Here is a 23,576-nt window from a genome sequence, read left to right as displayed (position 1 = left end):
ATTATTATACCGTATGCGATAATGATTATCAATTACATTTAGCCATCTTGATCGTAAGCTCTCCCAGCTGCTCGATATTAACGGTCACTACATCGCCTGACTTCAGATATGCCCGTTGATCCTTGGGATAACCAATGACGACACCTTCAGGCGTTCCCGTTAAAATAACATCCCCGGGCACAAGCGTCATATGTTTGGATATATAGCTGATAATGGCGCTGCATGAGAAAATCATATCAGCTGTATTGGAATTCTGCTTCTGTACCCCATTCACGCTGCAGGAAATCGTTAGCTCATCCGGATTAACCACTTCGTCGGCAGTCACAAGATACGGTCCGATCGGCGCGAAACCGTCGCAGCTTTTCCCAAGCATCCATTGCGAAGTACGACGCTGTAGATTGCGTGCGGATAGATCATTTGCGCAGCTATAACCAAAAACATAGTCAAGCGCCTCGGTTTCTTCAACATTTTTGGCTGTTTTACCAATAATAATGGCTAGCTCTGCTTCGTAATCTACCTCATCGCTTGTAAGAGGAAGCTCGACATTATCACCATGTGCGCTTAGAGCATTGGCAAACTTGTTAAACAGAATCGGTGAGGATGGAATTTCCGCTTTCGTTTCCTCCGCATGCTTTCGGTAATTCAAGCCTACGCAAATAATTTTTTGCGGATTGGAAACGACCGGCGCATACGTCAGGCTCGACTCCGCCATCAAGTAGGCAGGGTTTGCTTCTTTTTGCACAGCATCTCTAAGCGCTTCCAATTGTGCTCTTACAGCCTCGCCGCCTAAGAGAGCAGCTTCCATTGACCTAGGCGCAGCCATTCCTATTGCCTGTGATGCGGCTGCAATATCGATAACACCTTCTTCCGTCTTCATCCCAAGCAATACATCATCCGAGAGTTTAAACTGCAGCAGCTTCATAATCATTCTCCTCCTGTATAACGAACATTCTATATTCATCTTAAGCTTCCTATTTTTCCTTGTAAAGTGCATGAAAGAAAGGTTCTTGGGTAAAATAGCGGCACAGCTATTTATTCTCAATCATGGGGACGGACTGATAAGGTATGCGAAAAAAACAGCATCAAAAATGGCTGGCTGCTGCAGGTCTAGCTTTGCTCAGTATTTTACTGCTTGGAATTTCGGCTGACGCGTATGCCGCATCTGTCAGCGGAAAGCAAGCAGGGCAATTCGCGCCCGATAAGGAAAAAAAGAAGCGCCGAGCTGCCTCCATGTCATGGGTAAAGCTTCACCAGCAATTTCCGAGTACCTTTTTATTAAACGGCCCGCGTCATTCGAAGCGGATTGCGCTTACCTTCGATGATGCCCCTGATCCGAAATACACGCCGATGATATTGGATATCTTAGCCCAGCATGATGTTTGCGCAACCTTCTTCATCGTTGGAAACCGTGCATCCCATTATCCAGCGATTGTGAAACGGATACATAACGAAGGACATATCATCGGCAACCACTCCTACGACCATGCTGTATTATCCACGCTTACGTTAACGAACTATCAAAAGCAAATTTGGCGTACTGATGCCATTATTACAAATTTAATTGGCTACTCTCCTCACTTCATCCGCCCGCCCTACGGCGAACTGCTGCCCCAGCAGGTGAAGTGGAGCAAGCAGGCCGGCTTTTCCATCGTGAATTGGGATGTTGATTCCGTCGATTGGAAAGACAATCCTAGCAGCGCCTTGATTTTGAAAAACATAAAAAAAACGCTTCAGCCAGGCTCGATTATTCTCCAGCATGCCGGAGGCGGTGTGGGCCAAAATTTATACGGAACGGTAAATGCATTGCCAAATCTTATTAGGCTGCTGCACGGCAAAGGTTACGAGCTCGTCACCTTGCCTGAGCTGTTAGGTCAGCCGGCGGCTCGCTAATAACAAAAAAAAACGGCAATTCGCTCCTAGGAGGGAATTGCCGTTATTACTTTTTCTGCTTATTTAAGAATAAACACTTTTACGTTTTGGAAACCAAATGATCTCGCTTGGCTCGTTACCCCAGGAACGAAAATATCGATGCGTTTACCTTTGATCGAACCGCCGGTATCCGTAGCTGTTGCAACCATGCCTCCTTGAGGCAGCCCGTTATAGTCGTAGCCCGTCACATAAAGCTTCGTGCCGAGAGGAATTATCTTAGGGTCAACCGCAATCGTGCCAACCTTAAGCTTATCGCCAAAATAATCAACTGCTCCCCATTTGCCGTTTTCCGATGCAGCTGCCGTATAGGCTGTAGCTTTTACGGAAAACGATTTGGAGTAAGCGTATTCTTTACCATTTATCGCAGTAACCGTCTTAGAGGAATCGTCAACGGATGCTTTCATTGTCATTGTCTTCTTTGCCGCAGCCGCTTCCGTGGTTGGAATGTTCAGCTTCAAGCCTATCGATAAATTGAGAGGATTAACTTTTGGATTCGCTTCCATCAGTGCATCCAAAGGGACCTTATATTGCTTAGAAAGCTTCCAGAATGTATCATTGTCAATCGTCGTATGTGTTTTTGAAGCTGCATCTACCGTTCCTGCCGCCATCATAACGGATAACCCAATTACTGCTGCTGCTAAAGTACGTTTTTTAAACATGCGGTAAATCCTCCTGTGCGCTTCCGAAGTTTCACAACTTCGATAGCGTTATTATAAATATCGTTAAGGGCGCTGGGCGCCCTTAACATGTGGTCCTCTTGTCCAATATTAAACGGGACAAACTAGCCGATAAACATTTGTACCCATTCGCCATTTACATAACCGACACCGATTTTAGTAAAGTTTTGGCTCAAGATGTTGGCTCTGTGACCTGAACTGTTCATCCAAGCCGTCATAACCTCTTGCGGAGTCTTTTGGCCGGAAGCAATGTTTTCTCCTGCATAAGAATAAGTTACGCCGTAAGAACGCATCATATCAAATGGAGAGCCGTATGTCGGCGATGTGTGGCTGAAGTAATTATTAACATCCATATCTCTTGCTTTTTCCGTAGCTACTTTCGTAAGCAAAGCATCATTTTTAACTGCCGATAGTCCAGCTTTCGCACGTTCTTGGTTGACTAAATCGATGACTTGGGATTGAAATGCGCTCAAGCTACCTCCAGTAGTTGTTCCTGTTCCTGGGTTAGTTGTAGTGCCTGTACCTGTGCTAGGTTTCGTTACTGTACCGCTGCCAGTACCTGTGCTCGGCTTTGTTACTGTACCAGTGCCTGTACCCGTGCTCGGTTTCGTTACTGTACCAGTTCCTGTACCTGTGCTCGGCTTCGTTACTGTACCAGTACCTGTACCCGTGCTAGGCTTCGTTACTGTACCAGTTCCTGTACCCGTGCTCGGCTTTGTAACTGTACCGCTGCCTGTCGTTGGCCATTTGATTGTGCCGCCCAGCAGCTGGTTAATATCTACTCCGTATCTATCTGCAATCTGCTTGATTGTATCTTGACTAATCGTAGTAATCATTGGACAGTTGGAGTATGTTTTCACAGCCGGTGCTGCACCTGCAGTTGGAGCTGTAAATCCTGCGCCGATTACGGTTGCTGCGATTATACTAGCGACACCTACACGTATTGGTTGCATCTTCATGAATAATTCCTCCTAATAAGATAAGTTTTTTTATACAAAAGCGATATACGCTGATGCTTTATGAAGCAGCGCATTCGTTTTGTTTGCGTTTCGTTCTTCCCGACGCCACTTATCTTACCATGGGGTTTTGGCCGTTTCATGACACAAAAACTGGAATTAACGTGAAAATGGCCTGCAAAACAGCACTGTTACTGCTTTATGAGAATATACTCATCACCAAAAATAAGCGTTTATAGCTGACCGCTGGCTTTGCGCAGCTCATTAGCCAAACGATGAATTTCGTCTCGTTCTGCCTTTGTACCAGCGGCAAACCAAGCAGGCGACAGCCAAGTTGAAATGATTTTGTTTGCGTCGGCAGGACTCATTTGGATATCTCTCCAATCGCGAACAAGCTCTAGGAATGAAGCTTTATTCACTGAGCTTCCTGGACATGTTTTGGCCGGACTCAATTCGCGGTGGAACTTAATTTGTGATTCTGGCAGCTTCCACATTGTTGCGATATGACTTGTTAGCTTTACCGCTGTCGCAAGCTGAGCACCCTCAAGCTTCTCAGCCCCAATATCAAAATTCCCGATCATCTCGAACATGAATGGATGGATACGGTCCTTGTCGGCATCGTTGTAGCCTATAGAAGAGGCTGGTGCTTCCAGCAGCGATCTCCCTTCCCATATATACCCGTCAGGATCAACCGTTGCATGCTGGGCGATATCGCCCCAATTTTGAGTGACGGCATGAAAACGCCACATTGCTTGGATAATTTTCATTTTATCCGCTGCTCTGCGGTAATCCGCAATCGTGGGCTTCCAGGTCCCATGCACATGTACCTGCGAGAACTTTACCTTTGAGTGAAACGGCTTCAAATAATCAACATATTCCGTATAAGTAAACCTACGGAAGTTTTTGCGTTCTACAGCCATCCAGCATCGCTTCCTTTCGATAAAATATTATTATTATCCTATGCTTAAAAGCGATGACCCGAAACGGCAAAAAAGCAAAAAGCAGGCCATTTGCAGATATGGCCTGCTTCTTACATGGAATATTCCTCTAGTTATTATCTCGTGCCTAACTTGACGTTACCCACTTCCGACTTGATATCGATCTTAATATCGCCACTGCCGATCTTGCCATCCACGATGCTTTTAGAATCATTGGAATCAGAGAAGCCTTCCCACTCGACTTTGCTGCTGCCAACATCCTTTTGGATATAGACGGCTGCGGAAGCAGGCTCCTTATCTACATTAACCGTGATGTTGCCCGTATCTGATTGCAACGAAATATCATTCCGCAGTTCGGCTGTCTCGATACGCACATTACCCGTGTCCGTTTCTCCCTTTAAAATACCTTCTCCATCTGTGAAAGTTACATTGCCCGTGTCGGTTTCGAAATCGATTTCCGCGAAGCTGTAATTAGATACCTTCAGATTACCTGTATCCGCCGTAATGTGAAGCTTGCTCCCTTCCATCTGATCAAGAACAATATTACCTGTATCTGTTTCGATATCGATGGTATTCCAAAGCTTTTCCGGCAGTTCGACTGTCATCTTCAAATTAACGATGGAGATACCAATAGTAAAGCTGTTTTTCGTATTTCCTTCGATATAAAGCGTATCTCCCTTTGTTTCGGCTGTGAAAATAATTTTGTCCAATGATTTTTTGTTTACATTGCCATCAAGCTTGATTTGAATATCCTTTGATGTCCCGCGTACAAAAGTAACGTTAAAAGTATCGGTCTCCGCATGAATCGACCGGATCGTTGAGGCATCTACCGTCTTCTCCTCTGAATACGGATCTCCTTTAAACTTAACTAAATCGCTTTTATTGAAAACAAAGAATGCACATAGCACACCGATTCCAAGCATAATGAGCGCAACCGCCGCCAGTTTCTTCATTTGATATTCCCCTTTACAATTCTTGTATTGAATTTCAAATATTTTAAAGTCATTTTATAGAAGGAGGTTGTAAGTGCCTTTAATCCTATGACTAGCAAAATCGTTATCGAGCTGCTGATCAAGCCAAGCGTTAGAGCCTGAGGAATGGAGAACGTGCCGTTCCATAAGCTTTCGACCACGATTCCGATACCGGCGATACCGATCGCAACCGCTGATGCCCATAAAGCGATGATGACCGCTGCAAGAGCGAGATAAGGGCCTAATATGAATATAATATTGAATAAACCGAGGCTTACCGTTGCAAAAACCGCCTTCGAGAGCTTTCCGAAGCTGTTATTTTTCTCCGCCTGCACCACCCGGTATCCGAGCAACAGCTCATTTGCAATCATTCTTGGGTCGCCCAGCTCACGTGCCGCATCATCTTCACTTTGACCGTTCTCAACCGCCTGCTGAAAGTGAATATAATAATCATACAACCACTCTTTTCGCTGAGGCTCCGGAATTACTTTAAGCATACTTTCAAGCTCTAACATATATTGATCTCTTGTCGTCATGGTTTCAGACCTTCCTCTACAATTTCATTTACGGCTTGAGTGAAACTTTCCCATTCGGCAATCAATCTGCGCATATGGCTCCAACCTTCCTGCGTCAATTGATAATACTTGCGTGGAGGCCCTTCGTTCGACTCCTTCAAATAAGTCGAGAAGTATCCGTCCTGTGTCAATCTGTTTAACAAGGGATAGACGCTTCCTACAGCTACCTCAAATTTTTCGGATATTTTGACCGCAAGCTCATACCCGTAACGGTCTCCTCTTGTGGCCAAGACCAAAACGCAAATTTCGAGTACGCCTTTTTTAAACTGAATGTTCATTTCCTGTCCCCCATATGTGAACTTTAGCTGATCCGCTTCAAAAATGTATATGAAGCATAACTTACTATTCACCATTATAGAATAGCGCATCGAAGTGATTTACTCTTTTTTACAATTTAACACATACTATTCTACAATGCAAGATAGTGTGCAAAAAAGAATACCTCCGACATTACAGCCTAAGCCGTCTATCGGAGGTATTCCTTATCTTAGTTTACGCTTATGAACTTGCCTGTCGCTTGTGATTCAAATGCGCACAAAATTACTTTCAAGGATGCGCGGCCGTCTTCTCCGCTAACGGCAGGAGTCGTGTTCGTTAGAATGCTTTCCAAGAACGCATTAACAACGCCGCTTGATTCTTGTTTATCATTTGTGGAGATCGCGCCGACTTTATGCTTCTCAACGGTGCCGTTACGCAATTCAACGATAACTTGATCGTCAGGATGCGTACCGATTTTCATAACGCCGTTCTCGCACCATAGAATTGTGCTGTTGTCCTCACCTTTGTAGTAGGTCCAGCTAGCTACAAGCGTGCCGATCGCGCCGCTCTTCATGCGAAGCAAGCAAGAAGCATTATCGTCAACCTCCGTGCCTTTTTTGTCCAGCGTGCCCACAAAGCCGGCAACCTCTGACACTTCATCATCCAGCATCCAGCGGATAAGATCGGATTTATGAACGCCTAGATCGCCCATAGCGCCCATGATTGCTTCCGGTTTACGGAAGAACCAGCTTTCTGCGCCATCAATGCTCCAGCCATCAGGTCCTGGGTGACCGAAGGACGTGCGGAATGTAAGAACTTTTCCAAGGATGCCTGATCGCAAAACTTGCTTCGCCTTCACATGCGGCGGCATAAAGCGTTGGTTGTGGCCAACCATCAGATGAACGCCGTTTTTCTTAGCCGCTTCGATCATCTCTTCTGCTTCTTCGTCCGTAACAGCCATTGGTTTCTCAACCAACACATGAGCGCCCGCATTAGCAGCCGTAATGGACATAGAAGCGTGAAGCGCGTTTGGCGTACATACGCTCACAGCATCCGGCTTAATTTCAGCCAGCATCGTTTCATAATCTGCGAAAGCTTTGCCGCCGTGAAGGTTAGCATAAAGCTCTGCGCGTTCGATAATCGGGTCTACGAATGCAACAAGCTCAACATTCTCGTGTGCGGCATATTCCGGGATATGACGGTATTTCGATATGGATCCGCAACCTATAACTGCTACGCGTACTTTTGACATTGATATTTTCCCCTACCCATTCTGAATTAGATTATTTGTTCAAATAATTTGTTTTCATCCATTCCATGCTCTCCGCAACGGCTTCAAGCGGCGGATTCGCGCATGTGTCCTGCTCCACGATCAACCATTCAACCGATGCGTTCGAAGCAGCATTAATGATATCCAGCAGAGGCAAATCTCCGCGGCCCAGCTCAACAGTATCGATTTGCTGCCCTTTCTCGCCCGCGCGGAAATCCTTCAGATGCAGCAGCGGCAAGCGTCCTGCATATTTCGCAATATAAGCCAAAGGATCAACGCCCGAATATTGCACCCAGCCGATATCCATTTCAACCTTCAAGTACTGCGCATCAATACGCTCATACATCGCATCAAATACGATTTGTCCGTCGATTTCCACTTCAAATTCAAATTCATGATTATGATAAGCGAATGAAATGCCCGCATCACGGAAACGCTTCCCATATTCTTCGAATTTCACGAGATGGCTGCGCCAAGCTTCGGTATCGCGAGCATCCGCCGGGAGCCATGGACAAATCGCATATTTTGCTCCGATCGTTTGAAGATAAGCAATCTCTTCGTCAAGGCGCTCTTCAAGAAGTTGTAACCCGATGTGGCTGCCGATTGCTTTCAAGTTCAACTCTTGAAGCAAATCACGCATCGTTTCGGCCGGAATATCTCCGTAGCCTGCAAATTCTACGCCTTCATAGCCCATTGCCGCAACCTGACGAAGTGTGCCTTCGAAATCCTGTGCCGTAGCATCCCGTACTGTGTACAACTGCAAACCAACATTCATTCGTGTCATGTGAGCCGCGCTCCCTTATATCTCTTATTTTGATGTATTTGATTTTGTTTTCCGACTTTCATTATATCGACAGTTACGTACGAAAAACAGCTATTTTATTAACATTTTCTTATGCGATTTTGGTCAATGCCTAAATTTTTGACGAATAAATAGGAGCAGCTCTTACCCGTCCGCTGACGGACCGTGAAAGAGCTGCTCGTTTATGGTTTAGATATTGATTGTGAATGCCAGCTGCTTCGATCCTGAAGCAAATTGTGCAACGCTGCCTTTTACTTCCGCTTGCGCGCCGTCTACCGAAATGATATCGCCTAGACCTTTAAGCGCAAACGAGAATGGTTTGCCGCTGCCGTCAATTTGAACAGAGATTACTCCGCCTTGGCGGCTAGCCGTTACAGTCAGCTCCGTAGCGCCTTTTACATCGCGAACCGTTGTTGCTGCTGTTTTGCCGTCCTCGAGATTATGAAGCTCAAGCGATACGCCGTCCGCATAGTCATAATCAGGACGAACATCGTTAGCGCCAAGCGCAATGATCGAATTCGGACGAACGAATAGCGGAAGGCTGAAGAAATCATAATTCTCCTTGCGCCATGCGCCTCCCTCGATGATTTCACCGGACAACAGATGCGTCCATTTGCCTGCTGGCAAATAATACGTAACATTGCCTTGCTCGTTAAAGATTGGAGCTACGAGCAGGGAGTCGCCAAGCATATATTGACGATCGAGTATTTCGCTTGTCGGATCCTCAGGGAATTCAAGCACCATTGCACGCATCGATGGCAAGCCCAGCTCCGTTGCTTGTACAGCCGTATTAAACAGGTATGGCATAATGCGGCATTTCAGTTTCGTGAAGAAGCGCGTTACGTCAACCGCTTCCGTATCGTACGCCCAAGGCACCCGGTACGATTTGCTTCCGTGCAGGCGGCTGTGGCTGGACAGCAAGCCAAAAGCGAGCCAGCGCTTGAATACATGCTCTGGCGCTGTATTTTCAAACCCGCCAATGTCATGGCTCCAGAAACCAAAGCCTGAAATACCTAGCGATAAACCGCCGCGCAAACTCTCTGCCATCGACTCATAGTCTGCGTAGCAGTCGCCGCCCCAGTGAACAGGGAACTTTTGGCCGCCGGCTGTAGCAGAACGGGCGAACAATGCCGCTTCGTTTTTGCCCAGCTTCTCTTCGAGCACTTCAAATACTACTTTGTTGTAAAGCTGCGTGTAATAGTTATGCATCTTCATTGGATCAGATCCGTCGAAGTATGCTACATCCGTTGGAATCCGCTCGCCGAAGTCCGTTTTGAAGCTGTCCACGCCCATATCTACAAGCTCGCGCAGGTAGCTGGCATACCATTCGCACGCAGCAGGATTCGTGAAATCAACAAGCGCCATGCCCGGCTGCCATAGATCCCACTGCCATACATCACCGTTTGGTTTCTTCACTAAATAGCCGTTTTGCTTGCCTTCTTCGAACAAACGCGAACGCTGAGCGATATATGGATTAATCCAAACGCAAATCTTAAGTCCTTTTTCCTTCAAGCGTGACAGCATGCCGACTGGATCCGGGAATACACGCTCATCCCATTTGAAGTCCGTCCAGTGGAATTCGCGCATCCAGAAACAGTCAAAATGGAATACATGCAGCGGTAAATCGCGCTCTGCCATACCATCAACGAATGAATTAACCGTTGCTTCGTCATAATTCGTTGTAAAGGACGTCGTCAGCCACAAGCCAAATGTCCATGCTGGCGGAAGCGAAGGCTTACCTGTCAAATCCGTATATTTACCCAATACTTCCTTCATGCTTGGACCGTCGATAATAAAATATTCGAGCGATTCGCCAGCCACGCTGAACTGTACTTTTTTTACTTTCTCCGACGCGATTTCAAACGATACAAGTTCGGGGTGATTGACGAATACGCCGTAACCCTTATTAGTAATATAGAAAGGCACGTTTTTGTAAGATTGTTCGGAGCTTGTGCCGCCGTCCTTGTTCCATAGATCAACGACTTGTCCATTTCTGACGAAAGGCGTGAAGCGCTCGCCTAGTCCGTATACCCACTCGCCAACACCTACATCAAGCTCTTCGCGCATGAAGGTATTGCCGTTGTTTTCTTTAATATAAGCCATCGATTTTTGCGTGCTGCCCGTAATGCGTTCGCCGCCGCGGTAGAAATCTACTGCCCATACCGGGCCTTTGCGTATATGAACGCTCAGATTGCCGCTGGTTAGAACGGCCTCGTCGTCATTTTCTTCAATTACAACATGATTTCCGGTTTGCGAGGAAAGCTCGAATACCGGGCCGCGCTCATTTACGCCGGCATGGTGCACAAGCTTTACGCCGATAATCCCCGGCAGCGGAGAATGAAAATGTACCGTCAACAGCATCGTATCCAACATATTAGACCGTGTTACGATTGGCTGCGGCGATGCATAAGCCGTTAGCTTGCCGTCCTTTTGCTCAAAATCATGTACTTGCACTGCTCCTAATACTTTGTATTCATCACGAATGAGCCAGTTGCCGTCTGTAAATTTCATGGACTGAACCAACCTTCCTCTTTGGTTTTATTTGCATTCCTACATAATTGCATTATACTGATAATTAATCAGACAAATCTAACAGAATAATGCTCAACTATAGCACTATTTTGATGATGTGCCTCTTACCCTTCCAACTAACACGTCTCAAGCACAGGAGGCCCTTTCGAAATGGATCAAACAACACGTCACTCATTAAAGGAAGACCGTCTGCATGGTGACAACATGTTTCCGCTTGCCGCTTATTGGATTGAGCATGAAGAATCTGGCGTACCCGTACTGGATTGCCACTGGCACGCAGAAGCAGAATTTTTTTATGTACTTGAAGGCGAAGTACTGTTCCAGGTAGATACCGATTATTTTCCCGTTCGGGCCGGTGAGGCTGTGTTCATAGACGGCGGCGATATCCATGCTGGACATGCCCTTGGCGATCAAGCCTGCTCATTTTGCGCGATTGTGTTCGACACCCATTTGCTTTCAAGCGCGAGCTATGATGCTGTGCAAGAACGTTTTATCTCGCCGCTTCAAGATAAGAAACGAACATTCCCCAGGCATATTCAGCCTAACACGTCATGGGGAAGCGCCCTGCTTCAACACTTGCAAAGCATTATGAAGATCTGTCAAAGCGAGTCGCCGGGACTTGAGTCTGCCGTGAAAGGACATTTTTATTTAATGCTCCATGAAATTGCAGCTGAAGGCTGCTTCTGCAACCGCAGCGAGACAAGCACGGCCGACACGACGAAGATTGACAGACTGAAGAAAGCCATTGTTTATATGCAGCAAAATTTCCACCGTCCCATCCGCATTGTTGAGATTGCAGACCAAATCCCAATGAGTGAGGGACAGTTTTGCCGCTTCTTCAAAACCATGACAAGGCAAACGCCAATCGAGTATTTGAATGCCTACCGAATTAGACAGGCAGCCGAGCTTCTGCTGCGGCCCGAACTTAAAATATCGGCTGTAGCGCTCGATGTCGGCTTCGATCATATCAGCTACTTCGTTAAAGTATTTCGCAAAATGATGAAATGTACACCTTCCCAGTTCCGTAAAAAACAGCTGGAAGCACCGGAACGCCGAATTTGATTAGCAAAAAGGCAGGATTTGATGACATTTTGTCAAAAGTTACAGCTTTGTAACCAAATACTCACCGAATTTTAAGAATTATTTAATAATTGTCAGTTACACTAGTGAAAATAAAAAAAATCCTTCGCGGGATGGAGGTCCTTACTATGAAAACCATGCTGATGTTCCAAAATAAAACGATACCCGTCTATTTGACCGATACAAATAAACAAGCCATTGAAAAGCTGTCCGCCGTACTGAACCGAAAGCTGACTACAGGTAAAAACGCTCTTAAAACATGTATCAAATCGCTGATTAGCGTTGAAATTGTAGGCAGTGAAGCGACTCTGCATTCCTATTTCGAACGCGATACCCTGACTATTTCCCTTTACTAATACAAATCTGTTCTGCTTCGGCGAGGCTTCGCCGTCATATATAAGAAACTAATTATTGTGGCTATCTAACAGCAGCACTGCACAATGGATTATGATGGGTGTAAACACAAGTAAAGAGAGAAGCAAGATTTTAACTTGCTTCTCTCTTTTTTTATTGCATTCCTTCGGTAAGCATTCCAAGTATCAGGAAGCAGGAATAGTGAACTAAAAAGTTGTGTAATTAACTTTCAGATTATATAATAGGAGCAAAAGGACGGAATGAGGCGCTTTTTATGAACATCGAGGTTACCAGCCGCAATTTAAAGTTTCTTGAATGCTTTTCATCGGATACTCGAATTAAAATCATCGAATTGTTGAACATCAAGCCCATGAATATTAAAGAATTGGCAGAAGCGCTTGGGATTTCGTCAGCAATCGTAACCAAACATATACAAAAGCTTGAGGAAGCTTCCATTATAACGACAGAAAGCGTACCGAGCTCGCGCGGCCGCCAAAAAATATGCCACTTGACGCTTGAATCGGCCACGCTGCAGTTTCGCGTGAAAGAGCAAGCGGATCAAAACCGTTATGCGGTTTCCATTCCCATCGGACAGTACTCCTCTTATGAGGTAAAGCCGACCTGCGGCCTGACTTCGGATACAAAAATCATCGGAATGGTCGACGATCCTCGCTATTTCTCCGATCCCGAGCATGTAAAGGCATGTCATCTCTGGTTCGGAAGCGGCTATATCGAGTACCGCATACCTAATTACTTAGTCGGAAAACAAAGCATACGAAGCATTTCCGTCTCACTCGAGATTTGCTCGGAAGCCCCGCACTACAACGAAAATTGGCCTTCAGACCTTTCCTTCTACTTGAATGACGTTTGCATCGGGGTTTGGACCTGTCCAGGGGATTTCGGCGCAGTAAAGGGAGTTTATACTCCAGCCTGGTGGGATCTCGGTACGCAGCATGGCTTGCTTAAACAAATTACCATCGATGCGGAGGGCTCCTACATCGATGGCATTCGAATGTCCGACCGGACGGTCAAAGATCTTGGCGTTGGGTTCAGTGAAGATATCCGGTTCCGGATATGTGCGCCTGAAACGGCCACGCACAGCGGCGGATTAAGCATGTTCGGCAAGCAGTTCGGAAATTACGACCAAGACATCCAAGTCTACATCGCATACTGACATGACAGCTACGGCCGAACGGCCTCCGTATTCCCATGAACCTGATCGCGGTAAAGCTTCGGCGACATGCCGGTTTCATTTTTAAATACGCGGTTAAAGTGCCGAATATTGGTGAAGCCGGTATGCTCGGCGATGGCCGCAATTTTGTTATCAGTTTGAGCCATTCGCCGTTTGGCCTCTTGGATTCGAATTTCGGTTAATCTCTCTACAAAGGATTTCCCTGTCCGCTGCTTGAACAATGTGCTGAAATAAGCCGCATTCAAGTAGACGGAGTCAGCAACCTCCTTTAGTGTCAATGCCTTAGCGTAGTGCTGCTCGATGTACCGAATCGATTTTTCTATCGGATCATGCTCGGGCTGCACCAAGTTTTCGTTGATACATTCCGATAACCGGACAAGCAAACGCGAACACTCCTCCGTAAGCTCCTCTCGCGAGGATATAGAACAAATATGAAACAGCACCGCTTTCATATCCTTGATCCCAAGCCATTGTTTTGTAAGCCCAAGTTTGCCTGCTGTTTCATAATAATGAAGAAGCAGCTTGCAAAGCTGCTGATGCACGGTCTCCGGCGTAAGCGCCTTATTGCAAAGCTCGCTGACCAACGCCTGCGCAGCCTCAGCCACCTGTCCCAGCTTCCCCTCGTTCATCGCCAGTTCAAGCTTCTCCCAAGTTAATGATTTTATCTCGTTGTAGAAGCGCTCATCCCGAGCCATCTCGTTATAAGCGAGCACTTTATCGCCGCCAACGATAAGCCTGTGCAGAAGGGCGATTTCCGCTTCATGATAAGCGCCCGATATCGACCTGAAGCCTTCGGCAGCCGATCCGATACCGATTGTAACCGTCATATTGGACAACGAGGTTATTTGTCTGCGGATGGTCTCTCCTATTTCTCTCACATCAAGCATCGCCTGCTCCCCGTTAGGAATATTAAGCAAGGCTACGACTTCCGTCTCCGACATGATGAAGCAAAAGCCGTTTGTTCTTCTGCTCAGCACCTCCTGAACAAGCTGTTGGATATATAATTGAAACAAAGACGGATCCGCCTGATTATAGCGCTTGCTTCCGATTGAGTTTTTGTCGAGCTTAATGACCATACATGTAAAAAACGGTTCCTTAAAATCAATGCCAATCGATTGAAGCAGCTCCAAATCTGCTTCATTCACGCTTCCTCGCAGCAAGCCTGTGATGAGATGCTCGCTAACATGCTGACGAATCTGATGTTCTTCGCGATGGGATTTGCTAACCGGCATGTATTGCCTCTGCTGAAGCTTAACGTTCTCTCCCAGCAGCTTCAGCACCTTAGCCAGCTCCTCTCGTTCGATAGGCTTCATAATATAATCTTTTGCGCCTTGCCTCATCGATTGCTGGATATATATAAAATCGTCGAAGCCGCTTACCACGACACATAAAATGTTCGGAAATCTTTCGCGCAGCATTTGTTGAAGCTGAATACCGTCCATGCGAGGCATTCTTATATCCGTCAGAACCGCTTCAGGCTTCAGCTCCTCGACTAACTGCACAGCCTCATAGCCGTCCCTCGCCTCTCCGACAACTTCCCAATCCGGATCGAGATCCGCAATCATTTTGCGCAAGCCTTTGCGAAATATGGATTCATCATCTACGATAACGATTCTAGGCATGAGCATTTCCCTCCATGTAATCTAGCTTTTCCTGAATGGCCGGCAAAGTCAGCATCACCTTCAGCCCTTGATACGGCATGCTCTCAAGCGTTAAGCCATACGGCTCACCGTATTGAAGTACAATTCTTCTATGCACGTTAAGCAGTCCGTTGCCGGAGCTCCCCCCGAGATCCTTCGAATGCTGTAATCTCCTGCGTATCGCACCCAGCTGATCCTCTGTCATCCCGATGCCGTCATCCTCGATCACGATTCGCAGCAGATTTTCATCCAATTTGCATGATAGGGTGATTTTCCCTTGGCCAATCCCTTGGTCGATGCCATGATTAATGGCATTCTCGACGATCGGCTGGATCATTAACGGAATGACTTTGCAGGTGAGCGAAGCTTCGTCTCGCTCTAGATGAAATGCGATCCGGTCTTCGTAGCGCATTTTTTGAATCGTCATATAACCCATGACATGATCAAGCTCATCCCGAAGATTAACGCGTTCCTTTTGCCCGCTTAAGCTGTAACGAAGCAGCCTGCTTAAATTGTTCGTCATCTTTACGACTTCTTGGTTGCCTTCGACCTCTGCGTACATACTGATCGAGCCAAGCGTGTTGTACAGAAAATGAGGATTGATCTTACTTTGCAAAGCGGCAATTTGCGCGTCCTTTTCCCGAATTTCGGTTTCATAAAGCAAGTAGCCAAGCTCGCTCAGCTTGGAAACCATGGTATTAAACGCTTTTCCCAAATGGCCCACCTCATCCCACTGCTTTACAGGGAAGGACACAAGCAGATCTCCCCGTTCCACCTTTCGCATGAGCTTAATTAAGCCACGCAGCGGCTTCGTTATCCGAAATGCTAGATATACAGACATCAGCATGGCTAAGCCTACGCTAATAATGCCAAACAGCATAATGGAATTGCGTATGATTATGCTATCCTTCATCAGCTCATCTACCGGAACGATCCCTATCGTTGTCCAATTGGTAATGGATGACGTTACATAAGAAACCAGCTGTCGCTCGCCGCTTACAGTTGAATGGGTAACCCCTTCAGAGAAATTGTCGTCCATTAAGCTTGTTATTTTCTCTATTGGCTGCGATGGATCTTTGCCGACGACGATACCTCCGGTTTGGTCAGCTATATAGAGAGCTTCATGGCCTCCAAGCGTGACCTGTGACAATATCTTATGAATGACCGAAGGGTCAACATCAATGACGATATAGCCGAGCTTCTTCCCGCTGTCAAAGCTTCGCAGCTCCCTGGCAATCGAAAAAACAGAAAAATCCGTTCCACTCGTAGACTGAATAGTATGCGTGGCGATAAAGGTCGATTGCCCGTTGCTTACTTGTTCGTTTTTTAGCCAGAGCGCGTTTTCATCCAGCCGGTATGTCGTGACATATTGACTCTCTGGCAGCACCACGTACGAAGCGCCGTTTTCCCCAAACAGCGATACGCCGACAATATCGATTCGACCGTTCAAAAACACTTGGGAAACGAAGCTGTTTAGCTGCTTAATTTCCTCTAACGTCAGTGCTTGGCCATGGGACTTCTTGCTTTCTAAAAACGTAATAATCTGCTCATATTGATAAGGCATAAGCGTTAAGCGATCCAGCTCTGCCATATAAGTATCGAGGTTAAGCGTCAATTGCTTTAGCGTTTGCAGCTGATAATCGCCAACCTTCTGCTCCAGCGTGACGGCAAAACGGGTAAAAGCGAAATAACCCATGACACTGAGTGGGAGCACGACGAGTATGAAATTAATTAAAATAAGCTTCCGTGCCAGCTCCTGGTTTTTGAACCACCCAATCGTCCTGCTTATCCACTTCATGGTTATCTCCTTACTTCTTCAGCTCGTTGTTCACCCGCTTCACGGCAGCCTGCAGCGTTTGCTCCGGCGTTTGCTGAGAATAATTCATTTTTTCGAATTCTTGAATCAGGACTTCTACAATGGACCATTGCCTAATATGGCGAGGCCAATAAGCAACATAATTAGCCGTTGCGGCATAAGCGCTGCGATAGTTCAAGCTGTTAAACGGTTCGCTTGCAACAACCTTCGTCATGCTTGGCACATGACCGGCCTCCGCCCACATTGCGCCATGCTCCACGCACCATTTTGCAAAAGTTAGCGCCGCCCGCTTTTTTTCATCCGTCATAGCATGCTTTGTCGGAATCGCCATGGTATGCGAGTCTCCCCAAACCGCTGCTTTATCGAACAATACTGGCATCGGAATTACGCCAAAATCTAAGGCTGGCGCTTTCTCGAAAGCACCTGTTCCCCACATCCCTGTAATGAGCACTGCAGCTTCGCCGTCATAAAACAGCTTAAATGAATCATTAATATTCGGGGGAATCAGCTGCTTTTTGTACAATTGATCCACGTAGTTTAAAGCTTTTAATGCTTTAGGATTGTTGAATATCGCTTCAGTGCTTTGTTCATTATAGAAGGCCCCGCCGCCATTAATCTGATTATAGAGGCTCCACCAGAGCCAGACGGAGTCAATCCTCGTACTTGGCTGAGCCATCGGCGCTATGTTTGGCGGTAAAGAATCTTTCAGCTTCTGAAGGAAGGCAGTAAAACCTTCCGCACCGATGTTGATTAACGGTTTATCGCTGGCGTCCAGCAGTCCTGCTTGGCGCAAAAAGCTTTTATTGTAATACATAACCAAGGCATGCGTGTCTAAAGGCACCGCATACGGGTTGCCGTCGTATACAATCGAATCGAGAATATTTTTATTGAAGCCCGTCCAATCGAGCTCAATTTGCTTTGCCGGCTCCGTCAGCTTCTCAATATAGCCGTTTTGAACGAACTGGGGCAGGCTCGTTTGATGCAAAATGGCCAGATCCGGTGCATTCCCAGACATAATGGCGGTTTTTAATCTCGAGTAATAGTCATCCAATCGGGAATTGACTTGTACGACCTCGATCGCTTTATTTTCCCTATTGAAACGATTGACCATTTCCGTCATGAACTGGTTATCGCCGCCACTGAACGGTGTCCAAAATTCCAATCTTACCGTAGAAGCCACCGCTCCATCCTCGGACGGAACTTCCGTTTCTTTGGAAGCACAGCTGGTCAAAGCTGCGATTAGGAGACCAATAAACATATAGATCAACCACTGCGCTCCCCGTTTCTTTGTTTGCATCATGAGGCCTCCGTTGCCTTTGTTTTATTCCATACCTTATTGCTTTGCGGAGATGATATCCAAAACATCTACTTCCAGCTGTCCGGTTGCATCTCCGATGTTCAGTGTGTTGGAAGATCCGTTAAGCTTCACGCTTGCTTCAATTTCTGCAAATTGATCGCGCTCGCCAGCAGGCACGGTCAGCTTTTGAACGCCACCGCCATTTATTTCCAGCTGAAGCTGCTGCTCGATGCCTGTAGGATTGGCAACATTCAAACGAATGGTATAGGTTCCTTTTACGGGCACCCTTACATTATCGAATCGTATAGCTTCCTTGATCCCTTTCAAAATAAGAACAGAGCGGCCATTCGACCTTAATGGACTCTCCATCAGCTCGCTGTCTATAGAAAGCTGGGCGTATTCAGCTTCAAAACGAGGTACCTCGACGGCGATGATACTTTTGATTGCATACTCTCCATGAAGGTCGATACGATTTAGGCCTTCGTCCAGCATAAGCTCTGCATAGACATAACCAACCTCATTCGGTTTGGTCGGTGGAAGTATGATCTCAGATGCAGCTGCGCCATTTGCGCCAACCTGCAATCGCAGCGCCTGCTCGCTTTCATTGGTATAATGCATAAGCAAGGGCGATTTTGCTGTAATCGTCGAAGGAATACCGCTAAAGGATAAAAGCTCTTCTCCCGTGCTAACCCCATGCTCTGCTAGAAATATACCCGACCCGGCCGGAACCTCGATCGCTGTATTCAGAGCTAAAGGTTTTCCGAATGCAGGCATCCCGTCAGCCTGCCATTCGATTCGCTGGGCACGCGCCTTTCGGTTGTTCCAGCCGTCTGATTGTCCGCTGGTGGCATGATAGACGATCCAATCCTCAGTCCCGTCAGGCGAACGGACGAAGGTATTGTGGCCGGGACCGTAGACTTCGGCTTCCCCATTCATTTGCATGAGCGGCTCCTCAGCTTTTTTCCATTTGGAGGCATCCAGCGGATCTGCGCCAGAATCAAGCTCAAGCAAGCCAATGCTATAAAACGGAGTCCAGCTGCCCGCTCCGGAATAAGCGATAAACAATCGTCCGTCTTTTTTCAAAATCGCCTGCCCTTCATTGATAAACGGAGGGCCGCCCGCTTTTTCCCAATCGAGATCCGGTTCACTTAGCAGCACCCTCGGACCGCTAATCGTATACGGATTGCTCATTGGCGCTATATAAGTATTTTGCTGTATGTTCATATCGCCTTCCCAGCCAGACCAGACGAAATAAAGCCGGTCATCATGCTCAAGCGTAAGGCCGTCAATCGCCCATTTGTTCGTCGAATCCGTTACTTGTCCTTTAAAAGCATAGCTGCCCATCGGGTCATCGGTTTCGGACTCCAGCGCATACATGCGATGGTTCTCATTATTCCCGTTATCGGCCGCGAAATAAATATAATACTTGCCTTGGATATATTGAATTTCCGGTGCCCACAAATTAGCAGAATACATCGTATCAATAGGCGGGTACCAGACAACCTTGCGCTCCGCTTGATGAAAGTCGAGCGTTCTCGATTTCATGATCATAATATCGGTTCCGTTATGCGTGAAGGTCATATAATAATAGCCATCCTGATAGAGGATACTTGGATCGGGCGTATCGATCAGCGCCAGTGTGTTTTTGAATGTTCCGCCATGCCCATTATAAACGCCGCCCGTCCCGGTGTCATGGTTCGTTTTATTCATGATGAGAACCCCCAATATTAATGTGATAATAGATACAATAATTACGACGTTTAATGAAATGCGCTTTCGTATCCCTTTCATGCTTTCCCCCCGCTTACACTCGTTAATGTACAGAAAGAGACCTGTAAGGCAAGGTCTCTTTTTGATGCTGTATTTTCCTTCTGATTGAATCATGCATGCTCTTATTTAACAGCCGATTGCGTAATCGCCTTCACGAAGGAGCGTTGCCCAAGAATGAAGACGATAACGACCGGAAGCGTTGCAACGGTTGTCATTGCCATCAGCTTGCCGTAGCTTTGCGTATAGCTGCCTGTTGCCATCAATGCGATCCCTGCTGTGATCGTGCGCATCTCGGGTGAGGTCGTCGCATAAAGCGGCCAGACGAAATCATTATAAATTCCCATAAATGTGAAGATTCCTAGTGTGACCATAATCGAAACCGCGGAAGGCAATAAAATACGCGCGTAAATTTGCCATTTATTCGCGCCGTCAATACGTGCTGCCTCCTCTATTTCCTTAGGGAAAGAAGCGAAGAACTGGTAGAGCAGAAAAACGCCAAACGCTCCGGCGGTTGCCGGCAAAATCAGCGCAGGATACGTATTGATCAAATTTAGCGCATTAAATTCCAAATACATCGGCAGGAAAGTCAGCACGCCTGGAATCATTAGCGATGCGATAAACAACGACAGCATTATTCTGCGGAGCGGCAGGTCATTTAATCGTGCCAGCGCGTAAGCGGCCATGGAATCGATAATCAGAACGACAGCGGTTCCGATTAATCCGACCGACAAGGAGTTCATTATCCAGCGAATAATCGGAACGTTCATTAATTCCCCGTTGATGCCTTGTACGAAATTATCGACCGTTGGCTTTAACGGAAAGAAATTCATTTTTCCGGACAAGGCTTCAAAATCATTTTTAAACGAAGTCGAAACCATCCAAACGAGCGGCAGCAGGAAAAATATCGCAACGATTACAGCCAGCAAGACGAGCCATAGCTTTCTCGTTTTCACCATTTAAACCTCTCCCTTTCTGCCATTCGTAAGCTTAAACTGTACGATTGAAATGATAATGATGAGCAATGCCATTACGATAGCCATAGCCGAAGCCGAACCGATCTCTTTGCGGATAAAGGCTTGATCGAGCACATTGATGAGCAGTACCTTCGTTGTATCGCCAGGTCCTCCCCGCGTTAGCAAAAACGGCTGGGCATAGATATTAAAAGAAGCAATCGTCGATGTAATCATGACAAACAGCATAACCGGGCGAATCGACGGAAGCGTTATTTTCGTAAATTTATGCCATGCATTCGCTCCATCGATCGAAGCGCCTTCATAGAAATCCTCTGGCACCTCGTTTAATGCGTTAATGAAAATAATCATATTGAACCCGATTGTCCACCAAAGGGTAGTGAGAATAAGCGAGATCCAAGCCCAAGGCGTATCCGTGAGCCAAGGGATGCTCGTAATGCCTAGATTCGCAAGCATGCTGTTCAGAAAACCGGCGTTCGTATCGAACATCATCAGCCAAATCACAGCCATGACGGAAGCAGACAGCGCATACGGAAGGAAATAAAACGTTCGGAACAATCCCCGGATTTTTGAAGGCAGCGCATTAATGAGCATCGCGAGCGCCAAACCAACGACAATGAGGAGCGGAACGGAAAATAAAACAAATTGAGCCGTGACCCATAATCCTCTGAAAAAAATATCGTTAATATAAGTGCCTGGCGTTAAAATATGAATATAGTTGGCGAGCCCGACGAATTCATGCTCCTTCGACAAAAGCTCGAAATTGTGCAGACTGATATAAATCCCGTACAAAATCGGAAACAAAAGAAAAATGCTGAATGCAGCTAAGTAAGGAAGGATAAACAAAAACGATGTGACACGTGATATAAATGTGGTTTTCAACCGGAGTCCCCCTGACGCATTGCGAATTTTCCATTCCATGCAAGCGTAACCTTAGAGGATGGGAACGGACTCTGCTATCCCCATCCTCCTCGTTACTTTTCAAACGATTTGGCGTTATTTCTTAAGCGCTTGCTTAGATTTGGCTGCTGCGTCGTCAAGTGCTTTTTGCGCATCCTTTTTGCCTAACAAAGCGTTGTTCAGCTCACCCCAGATCGGCTCGGAAACCGTTCCCCAGTTCAATACATTCGGTGAGAACTGCACGTAAGAGAAAGCAGAGGCAACATTGCTTTGGAATTCAAGCGCTTTGAAAGCATCGCTCTCAAGCATCGGTTTCGAAGCAAGCGCTTGGCCGGACTCCGCCCAGTCCATCGAATTCGTCGATACATATTTCAAGAAGTCGCCGATACCTGCCGTTACTTTTTCATCCGTTACGCTCTTTGGAACCACAAAGCCGTGAGATCCCGCGAATACCGCTTGCTTGGCCTTGCCGATTTGCGGCACCGGTGCGACGCCGTAGTTCAAGCCTGCTTCGTCAAACTGCGATTTCATCCACGGACCGTTGAACTGGATGGCGTTCTTGCCTTGCAGGAACAACGTGTTTTCGCCGTCCTGCTGCACATTTGCAGGGGAGACGCCGCTGTCTACCATTCCGCGCAGCCATTGCACCATTTCTACCGCTTCCGGCGAATTGTACGCAACATCCGTACCGTTCCACAGCTCACCGCCGTTTTGCCATACGAGTGTCGGGAAAATAAACTGCTGCGGCCACAAGGTTGGAACGGCATAACCGTACACGCCTTTGCTTTTATCCGTCAGCTTCTGAACGGCATCATCAAATTCCGCGCGGTTCATCGGAGCGGCTGCAATGCCTGCTTTCTCAAACAAATCCTTGTTGTAGTACATCACAAGCGGGTGAATATCCAGCGGAATTGAGTACCATTTGCCGTCAAGCGTTGAATATTCCGTAGCCGCATCCGCAAAGTCCGCTTTATTGATGCCTGCGCCCGAAGCCATATCGTCAATCGGCTGCAATTGGTCTTTGCTTGCGTAAGTCGGTACTTGGTCAACGTGCATAATCATAAGATCCGGGCTTTCCTTTCCCGTGCTTAGCGCTATGTCCAGCTGCTTGTAATATTCGCCGTTAGGCTGGATGACGAAATTTACTTTGTATTGATCCTGGGAGCCGTTATATTTATCTACGATCTTCTTCATGAAGGGGCCATCCGATCCGGAAAATGGCGACCAGAACAAAATGTCCGTCTTTTTGCCGCTGCCGGAATCCTTTCCTCCGTTTGCCGTTTGCTCTCCGCCGTTGTTGCCGCCATTATTGCCGCCGCTGCAGCCTGCAGCAATCAAAGCAACGATAGAAACCATCAGAAGCAGCATTGAAAACTTATTGCGTGCTTTGCTCATTTTTTTATCCCCCTAAAAATGATGTTGGATAGACGTTTTGTCTTCCGTGGTTACATCATAAACGGAGGGGCAGGGCAAACATATGCCGCATTTATAGATGATATGGACATATTTTTGGATAGCTGTCCTCAATAAGATGGCAACAAGCGTAAACGGCTGTCGCCGTCCTCTGTGGCAAAAGCTGACGTTTCGCGGTGATATATAAGCACATTTATAAGTGAAAACTTATAAATTCTTATATATCAAAAAAAAG

The 23,576-nt window shown here is 46.7% G+C and carries 21 protein-coding genes; 4 read left to right on the top strand and 17 right to left on the bottom strand.

Going from position 1 to position 23,576, the window contains the following annotated elements; genetic code table 11:
- Window positions 1–28: 28 nt before the first annotated feature.
- On the bottom strand, window positions 29–922 hold the full coding sequence (locus RCO25_RS01400) for a fumarylacetoacetate hydrolase family protein (RefSeq protein WP_308994361.1): 894 nt from the start codon (window positions 920–922) through the stop codon (window positions 29–31).
- A gap of 143 nt (window positions 923–1,065) precedes the next feature.
- On the opposite strand from RCO25_RS01400, the gene RCO25_RS01395 reads away from it, so the two are divergent.
- The gene (locus tag RCO25_RS01395; RefSeq protein WP_308994360.1) at window positions 1,066–1,890 is read left to right on the top strand and encodes a polysaccharide deacetylase family protein; all 825 of its coding nucleotides are present in this window, start codon (window positions 1,066–1,068) and stop codon (window positions 1,888–1,890) included.
- A 59-nt stretch (window positions 1,891–1,949) separates the two neighbouring features.
- Here the strand turns inward: RCO25_RS01395 and RCO25_RS01390 are convergent, their stop codons facing one another.
- The 9 genes from RCO25_RS01390 to yicI form a co-directional block, all read right to left on the bottom strand.
- A complete protein-coding gene (locus RCO25_RS01390) occupies window positions 1,950–2,588 on the bottom strand; it encodes a 3D domain-containing protein (protein WP_308994359.1) in 639 nt (212 codons plus the stop codon).
- Window positions 2,589–2,710: 122 nt separating this feature from the next.
- On the bottom strand, window positions 2,711–3,565 hold the full coding sequence (locus RCO25_RS01385; protein ID WP_308994358.1) for a CAP domain-containing protein: 855 nt from the start codon (window positions 3,563–3,565) through the stop codon (window positions 2,711–2,713).
- Window positions 3,566–3,795: 230 nt separating this feature from the next.
- Window positions 3,796–4,482 (bottom strand): peptidoglycan recognition protein family protein, encoded by a 687-nt coding sequence (locus RCO25_RS01380; RefSeq protein ID WP_308994357.1) that lies wholly within the window; start codon window positions 4,480–4,482, stop codon window positions 3,796–3,798.
- A 134-nt stretch (window positions 4,483–4,616) separates the two neighbouring features.
- The gene (locus RCO25_RS01375) at window positions 4,617–5,453 is read right to left on the bottom strand and encodes a DUF4097 family beta strand repeat-containing protein (RefSeq protein ID WP_308994356.1); all 837 of its coding nucleotides are present in this window, start codon (window positions 5,451–5,453) and stop codon (window positions 4,617–4,619) included.
- Window positions 5,450–6,007 carry an HAAS signaling domain-containing protein gene (locus tag RCO25_RS01370; RefSeq protein WP_308994355.1) on the bottom strand — a complete coding sequence of 186 codons (558 nt, stop codon included), beginning with the start codon at window positions 6,005–6,007 and terminating at the stop codon, window positions 5,450–5,452. The genes RCO25_RS01375 and RCO25_RS01370 overlap by 4 nt, the downstream gene beginning before the upstream one ends.
- Window positions 6,004–6,324: a PadR family transcriptional regulator gene (locus RCO25_RS01365; protein ID WP_308994354.1), complete on the bottom strand. Its 321-nt coding sequence runs from the start codon at window positions 6,322–6,324 to the stop codon at window positions 6,004–6,006. Before RCO25_RS01365 ends, RCO25_RS01370 begins: the two co-directional genes overlap by 4 nt.
- A gap of 209 nt (window positions 6,325–6,533) precedes the next feature.
- The gene (locus RCO25_RS01360) at window positions 6,534–7,556 is read right to left on the bottom strand and encodes a Gfo/Idh/MocA family protein (RefSeq protein WP_308994353.1); all 1,023 of its coding nucleotides are present in this window, start codon (window positions 7,554–7,556) and stop codon (window positions 6,534–6,536) included.
- 31 nt (window positions 7,557–7,587) lie between these two features.
- Window positions 7,588–8,358, bottom strand: a complete 771-nt coding sequence (locus tag RCO25_RS01355) for a sugar phosphate isomerase/epimerase family protein (protein ID WP_308994352.1) — start codon at window positions 8,356–8,358, stop codon at window positions 7,588–7,590.
- A 207-nt stretch (window positions 8,359–8,565) separates the two neighbouring features.
- Entirely contained in the window at window positions 8,566–10,887 is a 2,322-nt protein-coding gene (gene yicI, locus RCO25_RS01350) for an alpha-xylosidase (RefSeq protein WP_308994351.1), read from the bottom strand.
- A gap of 171 nt (window positions 10,888–11,058) precedes the next feature.
- Here yicI and RCO25_RS01345 point away from each other — a divergent pair, with 171 nt between their 5' ends.
- The 3 genes from RCO25_RS01345 (at window position 11,059) to RCO25_RS01335 (ending at window position 13,516) form a co-directional block, all read left to right on the top strand.
- Window positions 11,059–11,970, top strand: coding sequence for an AraC family transcriptional regulator (locus tag RCO25_RS01345; protein WP_308994350.1), 912 nt, complete (start codon window positions 11,059–11,061; stop codon window positions 11,968–11,970).
- A 146-nt stretch (window positions 11,971–12,116) separates the two neighbouring features.
- Window positions 12,117–12,344: a 3-dehydroquinate dehydratase gene (locus tag RCO25_RS01340; protein ID WP_308994349.1), complete on the top strand. Its 228-nt coding sequence runs from the start codon at window positions 12,117–12,119 to the stop codon at window positions 12,342–12,344.
- A gap of 272 nt (window positions 12,345–12,616) precedes the next feature.
- The gene (locus RCO25_RS01335; RefSeq protein WP_308994348.1) at window positions 12,617–13,516 is read left to right on the top strand and encodes an ArsR/SmtB family transcription factor; all 900 of its coding nucleotides are present in this window, start codon (window positions 12,617–12,619) and stop codon (window positions 13,514–13,516) included.
- Window positions 13,517–13,524: 8 nt separating this feature from the next.
- Here the strand turns inward: RCO25_RS01335 and RCO25_RS01330 are convergent, their stop codons facing one another.
- From RCO25_RS01330 to RCO25_RS01300, 7 genes are all read right to left on the bottom strand, one after another.
- The gene (locus RCO25_RS01330; RefSeq protein WP_308994347.1) at window positions 13,525–15,156 is read right to left on the bottom strand and encodes a response regulator; all 1,632 of its coding nucleotides are present in this window, start codon (window positions 15,154–15,156) and stop codon (window positions 13,525–13,527) included.
- Complete coding sequence (locus RCO25_RS01325) at window positions 15,149–16,972, bottom strand: cache domain-containing sensor histidine kinase (protein ID WP_308994346.1); 1,824 nt, start codon at window positions 16,970–16,972, stop codon at window positions 15,149–15,151. Before RCO25_RS01325 ends, RCO25_RS01330 begins: the two co-directional genes overlap by 8 nt.
- A gap of 10 nt (window positions 16,973–16,982) precedes the next feature.
- Complete coding sequence (locus RCO25_RS01320; protein ID WP_308994345.1) at window positions 16,983–18,290, bottom strand: ABC transporter substrate-binding protein; 1,308 nt, start codon at window positions 18,288–18,290, stop codon at window positions 16,983–16,985.
- Window positions 18,291–18,323: 33 nt separating this feature from the next.
- A complete protein-coding gene (locus RCO25_RS01315) occupies window positions 18,324–19,997 on the bottom strand; it encodes a family 43 glycosylhydrolase (RefSeq protein WP_308994344.1) in 1,674 nt (557 codons plus the stop codon).
- Between the two features lie 182 nt (window positions 19,998–20,179).
- A complete protein-coding gene (locus RCO25_RS01310) occupies window positions 20,180–21,013 on the bottom strand; it encodes a carbohydrate ABC transporter permease (protein ID WP_308994343.1) in 834 nt (277 codons plus the stop codon).
- Complete coding sequence (locus tag RCO25_RS01305; protein ID WP_308994342.1) at window positions 21,014–21,910, bottom strand: carbohydrate ABC transporter permease; 897 nt, start codon at window positions 21,908–21,910, stop codon at window positions 21,014–21,016. It lies immediately after the preceding gene.
- A 114-nt stretch (window positions 21,911–22,024) separates the two neighbouring features.
- Window positions 22,025–23,323: an ABC transporter substrate-binding protein gene (locus RCO25_RS01300; protein ID WP_308994341.1), complete on the bottom strand. Its 1,299-nt coding sequence runs from the start codon at window positions 23,321–23,323 to the stop codon at window positions 22,025–22,027.
- Between the last annotated feature and the right edge of the window lie 253 nt (window positions 23,324–23,576).

This window comes from Paenibacillus sp. LHD-38 (genome assembly GCF_031157315.1).
GTDB lineage: Bacteria > Bacillota > Bacilli > Paenibacillales > Paenibacillaceae > Pristimantibacillus.
This window is presented reverse-complemented; position numbering and strand designations above follow the sequence as displayed.

Bases quoted from the DNA above. Each gene is read 5' to 3' on its own strand.
- RCO25_RS01300 (WP_308994341.1), bottom strand. From the start codon at position 23,323: ATGAGCAAAGCACGCAATAAGTTTTCAATGCTGCTTCTGATGGTTTCT.
- RCO25_RS01400 (WP_308994361.1), bottom strand. From the start codon at position 922: ATGAAGCTGCTGCAGTTTAAACTCTCGGATGATGTATTGCTTGGGATG.
- RCO25_RS01320 (WP_308994345.1), bottom strand. From the start codon at position 18,290: ATGATGCAAACAAAGAAACGGGGAGCGCAGTGGTTGATCTATATGTTT.
- RCO25_RS01365 (WP_308994354.1), bottom strand. From the start codon at position 6,324: ATGAACATTCAGTTTAAAAAAGGCGTACTCGAAATTTGCGTTTTGGTC.
- RCO25_RS01390 (WP_308994359.1), bottom strand. From the start codon at position 2,588: ATGTTTAAAAAACGTACTTTAGCAGCAGCAGTAATTGGGTTATCCGTT.
- RCO25_RS01395 (WP_308994360.1), top strand. From the start codon at position 1,066: ATGCGAAAAAAACAGCATCAAAAATGGCTGGCTGCTGCAGGTCTAGCT.
- RCO25_RS01355 (WP_308994352.1), bottom strand. From the start codon at position 8,358: ATGACACGAATGAATGTTGGTTTGCAGTTGTACACAGTACGGGATGCT.
- RCO25_RS01315 (WP_308994344.1), bottom strand. From the start codon at position 19,997: ATGAATAAAACGAACCATGACACCGGGACGGGCGGCGTTTATAATGGG.
- RCO25_RS01330 (WP_308994347.1), bottom strand. From the start codon at position 15,156: ATGCCTAGAATCGTTATCGTAGATGATGAATCCATATTTCGCAAAGGC.
- RCO25_RS01370 (WP_308994355.1), bottom strand. From the start codon at position 6,007: ATGACGACAAGAGATCAATATATGTTAGAGCTTGAAAGTATGCTTAAA.
- RCO25_RS01360 (WP_308994353.1), bottom strand. From the start codon at position 7,556: ATGTCAAAAGTACGCGTAGCAGTTATAGGTTGCGGATCCATATCGAAA.
- RCO25_RS01310 (WP_308994343.1), bottom strand. From the start codon at position 21,013: ATGGTGAAAACGAGAAAGCTATGGCTCGTCTTGCTGGCTGTAATCGTT.
- RCO25_RS01335 (WP_308994348.1), top strand. From the start codon at position 12,617: ATGAACATCGAGGTTACCAGCCGCAATTTAAAGTTTCTTGAATGCTTT.
- yicI (WP_308994351.1), bottom strand. From the start codon at position 10,887: ATGAAATTTACAGACGGCAACTGGCTCATTCGTGATGAATACAAAGTA.
- RCO25_RS01340 (WP_308994349.1), top strand. From the start codon at position 12,117: ATGAAAACCATGCTGATGTTCCAAAATAAAACGATACCCGTCTATTTG.
- RCO25_RS01325 (WP_308994346.1), bottom strand. From the start codon at position 16,972: ATGAAGTGGATAAGCAGGACGATTGGGTGGTTCAAAAACCAGGAGCTG.
- RCO25_RS01380 (WP_308994357.1), bottom strand. From the start codon at position 4,482: ATGGCTGTAGAACGCAAAAACTTCCGTAGGTTTACTTATACGGAATAT.
- RCO25_RS01385 (WP_308994358.1), bottom strand. From the start codon at position 3,565: ATGAAGATGCAACCAATACGTGTAGGTGTCGCTAGTATAATCGCAGCA.
- RCO25_RS01345 (WP_308994350.1), top strand. From the start codon at position 11,059: ATGGATCAAACAACACGTCACTCATTAAAGGAAGACCGTCTGCATGGT.
- RCO25_RS01375 (WP_308994356.1), bottom strand. From the start codon at position 5,453: ATGAAGAAACTGGCGGCGGTTGCGCTCATTATGCTTGGAATCGGTGTG.